Raw genomic sequence first — 6,393 nt, forward strand, 5'->3', positions numbered from 1 at the left:
TCGCCCCTCGGACCTCCGGTCGGGTTCCACGGCCGTCACGCTCCCGTCCGGTCGAGCGTGCGGTAGCTCCGTTCCACCGCATCCGGTCTGCGCAGGTACAGCGGGATCAACGGTTCCGGGACGGCGCGCGCCAGCAGTTCGGCAGCGGCGACCCGCACCAGACCCGCGGGTGACGGGGTTTCGGCCGGGAGCACGGGCAGGTCGAACAGGTCCACGTGCGAGGCAGAACCGGCGATCATGGTGGCCTGCACGGGATCCAGGTCATGGGGCTTGCTCACCTCCGGGCCCTCGATGCGATATCCGTCACGGTAGCGGGCCCAGTACACCTCGCGGCGGCGCGCGTCGGTGACCACGAGCAGTTCGCTCTCGGGTGTGATGCCCGGCAGCAGCGACGGTTCGAGCACCGCGTCGGCGGCGATCGCGTCGAGGCTGCACACGCCGTAGACCGGGACGCCGAGCGCGTCACCGAAGGCAGCGGCGGTCGCCATGCCGACGCGCAGTCCGGTGAACGGCCCCGGCCCGATGCCGACCACGACGGCCTCGATATCGGCCCTGGAACGATCTGCCTCCGAGAGGCATTCGAGGATTTGCGGAGTGAGCACCTCGGCGTGAGCGCGGGCGTCGACCCTGACGCGAGCGGCGACGGTGTGCACCCGCGCCGGGGCGACGGTGCCGGGTGCGGCCTGCTCCAGTTCCACCAATCCCGCCGTTACGGCGGGTGTCGCGGTGTCGACGGCTAGTACAAGCATGATTGGCCCAACGATACCGGGTGGTACCTGGGCGTGGTGCGGACCTACTCGGTAGTTACGGCACCCTGGTCAAGGGGCCTCTTCGCGACCTATCCGACCCATTCCCAGATCGCGGTGCGGACTTCGGAATTCGGTTCGCGTGATAGCAACACATACAGGTGCCGGTCGGCGAGGTGTTCCACGACACCCTTGCCCCACTCCACCACCACGACCGCCTGATGCAGATCGGTGTCGAGATCCAGGGCGTCCAGTTCGTCCAGATCGCCGCCGAGTCGGTAGGCGTCCACATGCACCAGCGGCACCGCCGCGGCGCCCTCGCGCTGTCCGGCCCGGTGCTGGCGGGCGATGATGAAGGTCGGTGAGCTGACCCGGCCCTGCACACCGAGGCCCTCGGCGATACCGCGAGTCAGTGCGGTTTTGCCCGCGCCGAGCGGTCCATCGAGTACCACAAGATCACCCGCGCCCAGACCGGCGGCGAGTTCGCGACCGAAAGCCTCGGTGTCCGCGACCGTGGGCAGAATCCGTTGCTGCCGTTCAGCCACCGGCTACCTCCCCGGTTGATCGGGTGCCGTCGATGACGCCCGCACGTACGAGCAGCCGGTCGAGCGCGGCGTTGACGAGATCCGGGAACTGCATATGCGCCATATGCGCGGCGTCATCGAGGCGGACGAGTTCGCTCTCGGGCAATTCGCGTGCCAGCGCCCGCGAATTGCGGAACGGAATCACGACATCGTGCGCACCGCCGAGCACCAGCACCGGCAGGTCCGCGAGCGTCGGCAGCGCGGCAGATTCGTCGTGCAGTTCGAAGGCCTTCAGGAATTTCACGATCGTTTCGACGGGCGTGCGGTCGATCATGAGCGTGGTGAAGCGCGACAGGGTGGGGCCGACGGGTCCGTGAAACGAGCTGACGTGCAGTATCGGCGCGATCACATGCCGGACGGTGCTGCGCCCGGCCTGCACCAACGTCGGCGCGGTGTGCACGGCCAAGCGGAAGCCGTCGACCGCCGGGTTGCGCAGCAGCTGCGCGATACCCGCCGAGGTGACCTCGGCGGCGGCGGTCGAGAGCAGACCGACCCCGATCACCCGCGCCGCGAACAACTCCGGGAACTGCGCCGCCGCCGCGAGCACCGCCATGCCGCCGAGCGAATGACCGACCAGAACCACCGGCCCGGTCGGAGCGGTCGCCTCGATGACGGCCGCCAGATCGCGCCCGAGTTGGGCGACAGTGCAGCTGTCGGTGGTCGGGGTGCCGGAGCGGCCATGGCCGCGCAGATCGAAGAAGACCAGGCGAGCTCTTGTGCCCCAACGCTTTTCCAGATCACGGCGCTGGAAGTGGTACGACTCCATGGTGTTGCAGAAGCCGTGCACGAAGATCACGGTGACCGGGGCGGCGGGCGGGCCGCATTCCCGGGTGGCCAGGCGCACACCGTCTTCGGTGAGCACCGCACCGGAGCGGTCCTCGTCGAGCAGGTCGAAGTTCTCGTCGCGATATTCGTCGACACGAGCGGGCCAGAGCACCCGGGCGCCGATGCGGCGCAAGGCATGGGCGCCGGCCAGCGCGCCGACCACACCGGCGGTTGCCAATCCGCCGCGGACGACTGTTCTCATCGAATTCCCCCTACGTGGCGCCGCACCACTCGGCCGTGTGGGGAGCACACGATTTCATAGTGGATGGTGCCGAGCAGATCTGCCCAGTCCTGGGCGCGCGGTTGGTCCGCGCCGAACAGGATCGCGGTATCGCCCTCGACGACGCCCGCGGCATTGTCGCCCAGATCGACGACGAATTGGTCCATACAGATGCGACCGATGTTGGGGCGCAATGCGCCACCGAGCCACACCGCGAAGCGGTTGCTCAACGGACGGAACACACCGTCGGCGTATCCGGCGGGGATGAGGGCGACGGTGGTGTCGTGCGGAGCGATCCACTGGTGGCCGTAGGAGACGCCCTCACCGGCGGCGACCTCTTTGACCAGGGCGACTCGCGCTTGAAAGGTCATCGCGGGCCGCAGGCCGAACTCGCCGAGTTCGGGTATCGGAGTCAGGCCGTACATCGCGATACCGGGGCGGACCATATCGAAGGCCAGATCCGGGCGGGTGAGCGTGGCGGCCGAGTTCGCGAGGTGGACCAGTTCCGGTTCGAGGCCGTGTTCCTTGGCGACGGCTACGGCCTCGACGAAGCGGTCGCGCTGGACGTCGAGAAAGGGGTGTTCCGGCTCGTCGGCGTGTGCGAGGTGAGAGAAGATCGCGCGGAACCGCACGACCTGTTCGTCCACCAGCGTGCGCAGGGCCGCGAGCACCGCCGGGTACTCGAGCGGCGCAATGCCGTTGCGGTTGAGGCCGGAGTCGACCTTGAGCGAGACGATGGCAGTCCGGCCGGAGGCGCGCGCCACAGCCTCGATCGCCCGCAGGTGCTCCAGGGAGGAGACGCCGATCTCGATATCGTGTTCGACCGCGGCGCCGAAGTCGGCATCGGAATTATTGAGCCAGCACAGGATCGGGGCGGTAATTCCGGCGGTGCGCAACTGCACCGCCTCGGCGACAGTGGTGACCCCGAGTTCCGCCGCACCGGCCGCCAGCGCGGCCCGCCCGACCTCGACGGCGCCGTGGTTGTAGCCGTCGGCCTTGACCACCGCCATCACCGCCGCATCCCCCGCATATTCACGCAGGATCCGCACGTTGTGGGCAATGGCATCCAGATCGATAACCGTCTCCACTTGCGCCTCCACGCTTATTGATCCTGCCATTCGGCATCTGGCTCGCGCGAGGGCGTCGGTTCATGGCCCAGCGGCGAGGAGCGGAGCAGGGGCGCTTGGAGGACAGCGCAGGTAGGACTCGGATGCCCCGGACGGCCGCCGGTTGCCGAGACCAGCGCGTCTTGCAGGGGCGTCGATGCGGCAATAAAAGCGCGGTCCGGGGCAGCGCACTTCACTTCGACGCAAGCGTGCGCAAGATGCGGATTGCCGGACGCACGTGGCCGAGGAGCGGTGATGCGGAGGTGGGAGCGGCGGATGGGTGGTTTTCGTGGGCGGCGAGGTTGGCGGCGAGTGCGTGGACGCGGGCGGCAGCGGCGGCGGACCAGGCGGGATCGTAGCCCGCAGCGAGGAGGGCGCCGATGATGCCGGAGAGGACGTCACCCGCACCGGCGGTGGCGGCCCAGGAACCCCCTGCTTCGTTGACGAGTACAGGGCGGCCCGGCGTGGCGACGAGGGTGGCTCGGCCTTTGAGCAGGACGGTGAGTTGCCAGGATTCGGCGAGCTCGCGGACGGCGGCCACCCGGTCCTGGCCGACTTCGTGCCCGGTCAGGCGGGCGAATTCGCCTGCGTGCGGGGTTAATACGGTCGGGGCGGTGCGGCCGCGGACCTGGTCGGGATCGGCGGCGAGCAAGGTGAGGCCGTCAGCGTCGACGACGACGGGCAGGTCGGTGGCGAGGATTTCGGCGAGTCGTTTGTGGGCGTCGGTGTCGGTGCCCGCGCCGGGGCCGAATACCCAGGCCTGCACTCGACCGGTGGACGAGATGGTCTGGGCGGCAATAACTTCGGGGAAATGATCGAGAACCTCGGCCGCGCCGGTTCCGGCGTAGCGGACCATACCGGAGGTGGCCGCGACCGCGGCGCCGGTGCACAGCACGGCTGCGCCGGGGTAGGTCGCGCTGCCCGCGCAGATGCCGGTGACGCCCTGGGTGTATTTGTCGTCGACGGGTCCCGGGATCGGCCACCGGGCACCGATCTCCGCCGGTTCCAGCGCTGCGAGGTTCGGTTCGGGTAGCCGTAAACCGATGGGCACCAATTCGATTCGGCCGCAGTAGGGCGCGGCCAAGGCATGTACCGGCTTGTGAGCGCCGAATGCGACCGTCACCTCGGCTCGGACAGCGGGGCCGGTCACCGCGCCGGTGTCCGGATCGACTCCGCTCGGCAGGTCGGCGGCGATGATCGGAACATTCAGAGCGGCAACGATTTCCGCGGCCATCGGGCGCAGCGGGCCGCGGCCGGAGATGCCGACGATGCCATCGATCACTAGATCGGGTCTCGAGTCCGTTGCGCCACCTGGCTCAACAGAACTCACCCCCGTCGCACTAGCCGCCCCGGCGGGAATCGATCCGGCGTCGCCTGACGTGGCCGAGCCCGCACCATCGGCACGCAATACATCCGACGCATTTCGGATTCGACCGCCTGCCTTTCGCAGTGCGGCAAGGCCTTTCGCGTGGGTCCGTTCCGGATTCAGCAGCAGAGCGGTAACGGCGACGCCGCGGCGACGCAGCATTGATCCGGCCCAGAGTACGTCGCCGCCGTTATCGCCGGAGCCCACCAGCAGCAACACCGACCTGCCCGCGATGCCGCCGGTCCGCGTACGCAACTCGCTCGCGACCACCGTCGCCAATCCGTAGGCCGCCCGATGCATGGGCATGCCCTCGGGGACACGGGTGAACAGCTCGGCCTCGGCCGCGCGCACTTCATCGGCGGTGAAATAGCCTCGCTGGCTGGACATGAACGCTCGCCTCCACTGTGTCGATCGGGCACTGCGGTTCCGCTCGTACGGGATACGCCGAAGCGACAACGCCATGGCGCCGCGCGGGCCCGCACCGTCAGCAGACTACGCTTGGCCGTCATGCCGAAGGTGCGCCGCACGATGTCCACCCGGATCGCAATCGGGTTCGTCCTGGCCGCGACACTACTGCTGGCAGGCTGCGGCTCCAGCGATACGAACTCGACCACCGCGTCGACCACCGCGAAGACCGGCCGGCCGACGACCACCAAGTCCGGCGATTCGAAACCCGCCGCCGTCACCGTCGACGTCACGGATATGAAGTTCTCCCCCGCCGAGGTCACCGTCAAGGTCGGCGAGACCGTGACCTGGAAATTCAAGGACTCCGTCCCGCACACCGTCCAGGGCATCGGCGATAAGGCCATGGGCATCAACAGCCCGATCTTCGACAAGGGCGAATGGAGCTACACCTTCTTCGCCCCCGGCACCTACCGCTACCTGTGCTCCCTGCACCCCCAGATGCGCGGCACCGTCACCGTCGAATAGCCCGGTCGCGCTGATCAATCGGTGCGCTGAACCGCTATGCCTGCGGGATTCGGGTGCCGCGGGCCGCGTTGGTGTTCATCGCTTCGACGGCGGCGACCAAAGGGGCCAGTTCGGGGTCGGCGGCGGCTTGACCCAGCGCGCTGGACAGGGCGGTGTCGTGGGTGGGGCGGGCGCGGGCCAGTAGTTCGAGGCCCGCGGGGGTGACGTCGGTGTAGATGCCGCGGCGATCATCGGGGCATAGGTAACGCTGCAGCAGGCCGCGGTCTTCGAGACGGGTGACCAGGCGGGTTGTCGCGCTCTGGCTGAGCACCACGGCTTCGGCGACCTGGTTCATGCGCAGGTGCCCGCCGGGTCCGTCGTGCTGGCGACTGAGCACTACGAGCAGCGAAAATTCGCGCACGCTCAGCTCGTGACCGGATTGCAGGGCACGTTCGATATGCGCCTCGATCTGATCGTGCAGCAGCGTCAGTGCGTACCAACCATCGGCCAGGCCGGTCAGGGCGGCATCCGCGGTCATGGCATTCCCTAAGTTCGTTGTTGTCTGGGGTTGGTGCCCTGGATGCCCAGAGCGGTGGGGTGTAGCTGATGGCTTTCTGCCTCGGTCGAGGCTCCGAAG

At 68.5% G+C, this 6,393-nt stretch carries 7 protein-coding genes; 1 reads left to right on the forward strand and 6 read right to left on the reverse strand.

Annotation, left to right across the window (positions count from 1 at the left end; all coding sequences use genetic code 11):
* Positions 1 to 35 precede the first annotated feature (35 nt).
* The 5 genes from tsaB to ACZ60G_RS24455 form a co-directional block, all read right to left on the reverse strand.
* The gene (gene tsaB, locus ACZ60G_RS24435; protein ID WP_465812538.1) at positions 36 to 749 is read right to left on the reverse strand and encodes a tRNA (adenosine(37)-N6)-threonylcarbamoyltransferase complex dimerization subunit type 1 TsaB; all 714 of its coding nucleotides are present in this window, start codon (positions 747 to 749) and stop codon (positions 36 to 38) included.
* An 89-nt stretch (positions 750 to 838) separates the two neighbouring features.
* Entirely contained in the window at positions 839 to 1,291 is a 453-nt protein-coding gene (gene tsaE, locus ACZ60G_RS24440) for a tRNA (adenosine(37)-N6)-threonylcarbamoyltransferase complex ATPase subunit type 1 TsaE (protein WP_465812540.1), read from the reverse strand.
* Positions 1,284 to 2,357, reverse strand: coding sequence for an alpha/beta fold hydrolase (locus ACZ60G_RS24445; protein ID WP_465812542.1), 1,074 nt, complete (start codon positions 2,355 to 2,357; stop codon positions 1,284 to 1,286). The genes tsaE and ACZ60G_RS24445 overlap by 8 nt, the downstream gene beginning before the upstream one ends.
* On the reverse strand, positions 2,354 to 3,493 hold the full coding sequence (gene alr / locus ACZ60G_RS24450) for an alanine racemase (RefSeq protein WP_465812544.1): 1,140 nt from the start codon (positions 3,491 to 3,493) through the stop codon (positions 2,354 to 2,356). Before alr ends, ACZ60G_RS24445 begins: the two co-directional genes overlap by 4 nt.
* A gap of 181 nt (positions 3,494 to 3,674) precedes the next feature.
* Positions 3,675 to 5,234 carry an NAD(P)H-hydrate dehydratase gene (locus ACZ60G_RS24455; RefSeq protein WP_465812546.1) on the reverse strand — a complete coding sequence of 520 codons (1,560 nt, stop codon included), beginning with the start codon at positions 5,232 to 5,234 and terminating at the stop codon, positions 3,675 to 3,677.
* Positions 5,235 to 5,354: 120 nt separating this feature from the next.
* Here ACZ60G_RS24455 and ACZ60G_RS24460 point away from each other — a divergent pair, with 120 nt between their 5' ends.
* Complete coding sequence (locus ACZ60G_RS24460) at positions 5,355 to 5,777, forward strand: cupredoxin domain-containing protein (RefSeq protein ID WP_465812547.1); 423 nt, start codon at positions 5,355 to 5,357, stop codon at positions 5,775 to 5,777.
* A 34-nt stretch (positions 5,778 to 5,811) separates the two neighbouring features.
* Here the strand turns inward: ACZ60G_RS24460 and ACZ60G_RS24465 are convergent, their stop codons facing one another.
* Positions 5,812 to 6,294, reverse strand: coding sequence for a MarR family winged helix-turn-helix transcriptional regulator (locus ACZ60G_RS24465; RefSeq protein ID WP_465812549.1), 483 nt, complete (start codon positions 6,292 to 6,294; stop codon positions 5,812 to 5,814).
* Positions 6,295 to 6,393: the final 99 nt, after the last annotated feature.

Source organism: Nocardia sp. NPDC102475, from assembly GCF_055584605.1.

Bases quoted from the DNA above. Each gene is read 5' to 3' on its own strand.
- tsaB (WP_465812538.1), bottom strand. From the start codon at position 749: ATGCTTGTACTAGCCGTCGACACCGCGACACCCGCCGTAACGGCGGGA.
- ACZ60G_RS24445 (WP_465812542.1), bottom strand. From the start codon at position 2,357: ATGAGAACAGTCGTCCGCGGCGGATTGGCAACCGCCGGTGTGGTCGGC.
- alr (WP_465812544.1), bottom strand. From the start codon at position 3,493: ATGGCAGGATCAATAAGCGTGGAGGCGCAAGTGGAGACGGTTATCGAT.
- ACZ60G_RS24455 (WP_465812546.1), bottom strand. From the start codon at position 5,234: ATGTCCAGCCAGCGAGGCTATTTCACCGCCGATGAAGTGCGCGCGGCC.
- ACZ60G_RS24460 (WP_465812547.1), top strand. From the start codon at position 5,355: ATGCCGAAGGTGCGCCGCACGATGTCCACCCGGATCGCAATCGGGTTC.
- ACZ60G_RS24465 (WP_465812549.1), bottom strand. From the start codon at position 6,294: ATGACCGCGGATGCCGCCCTGACCGGCCTGGCCGATGGTTGGTACGCA.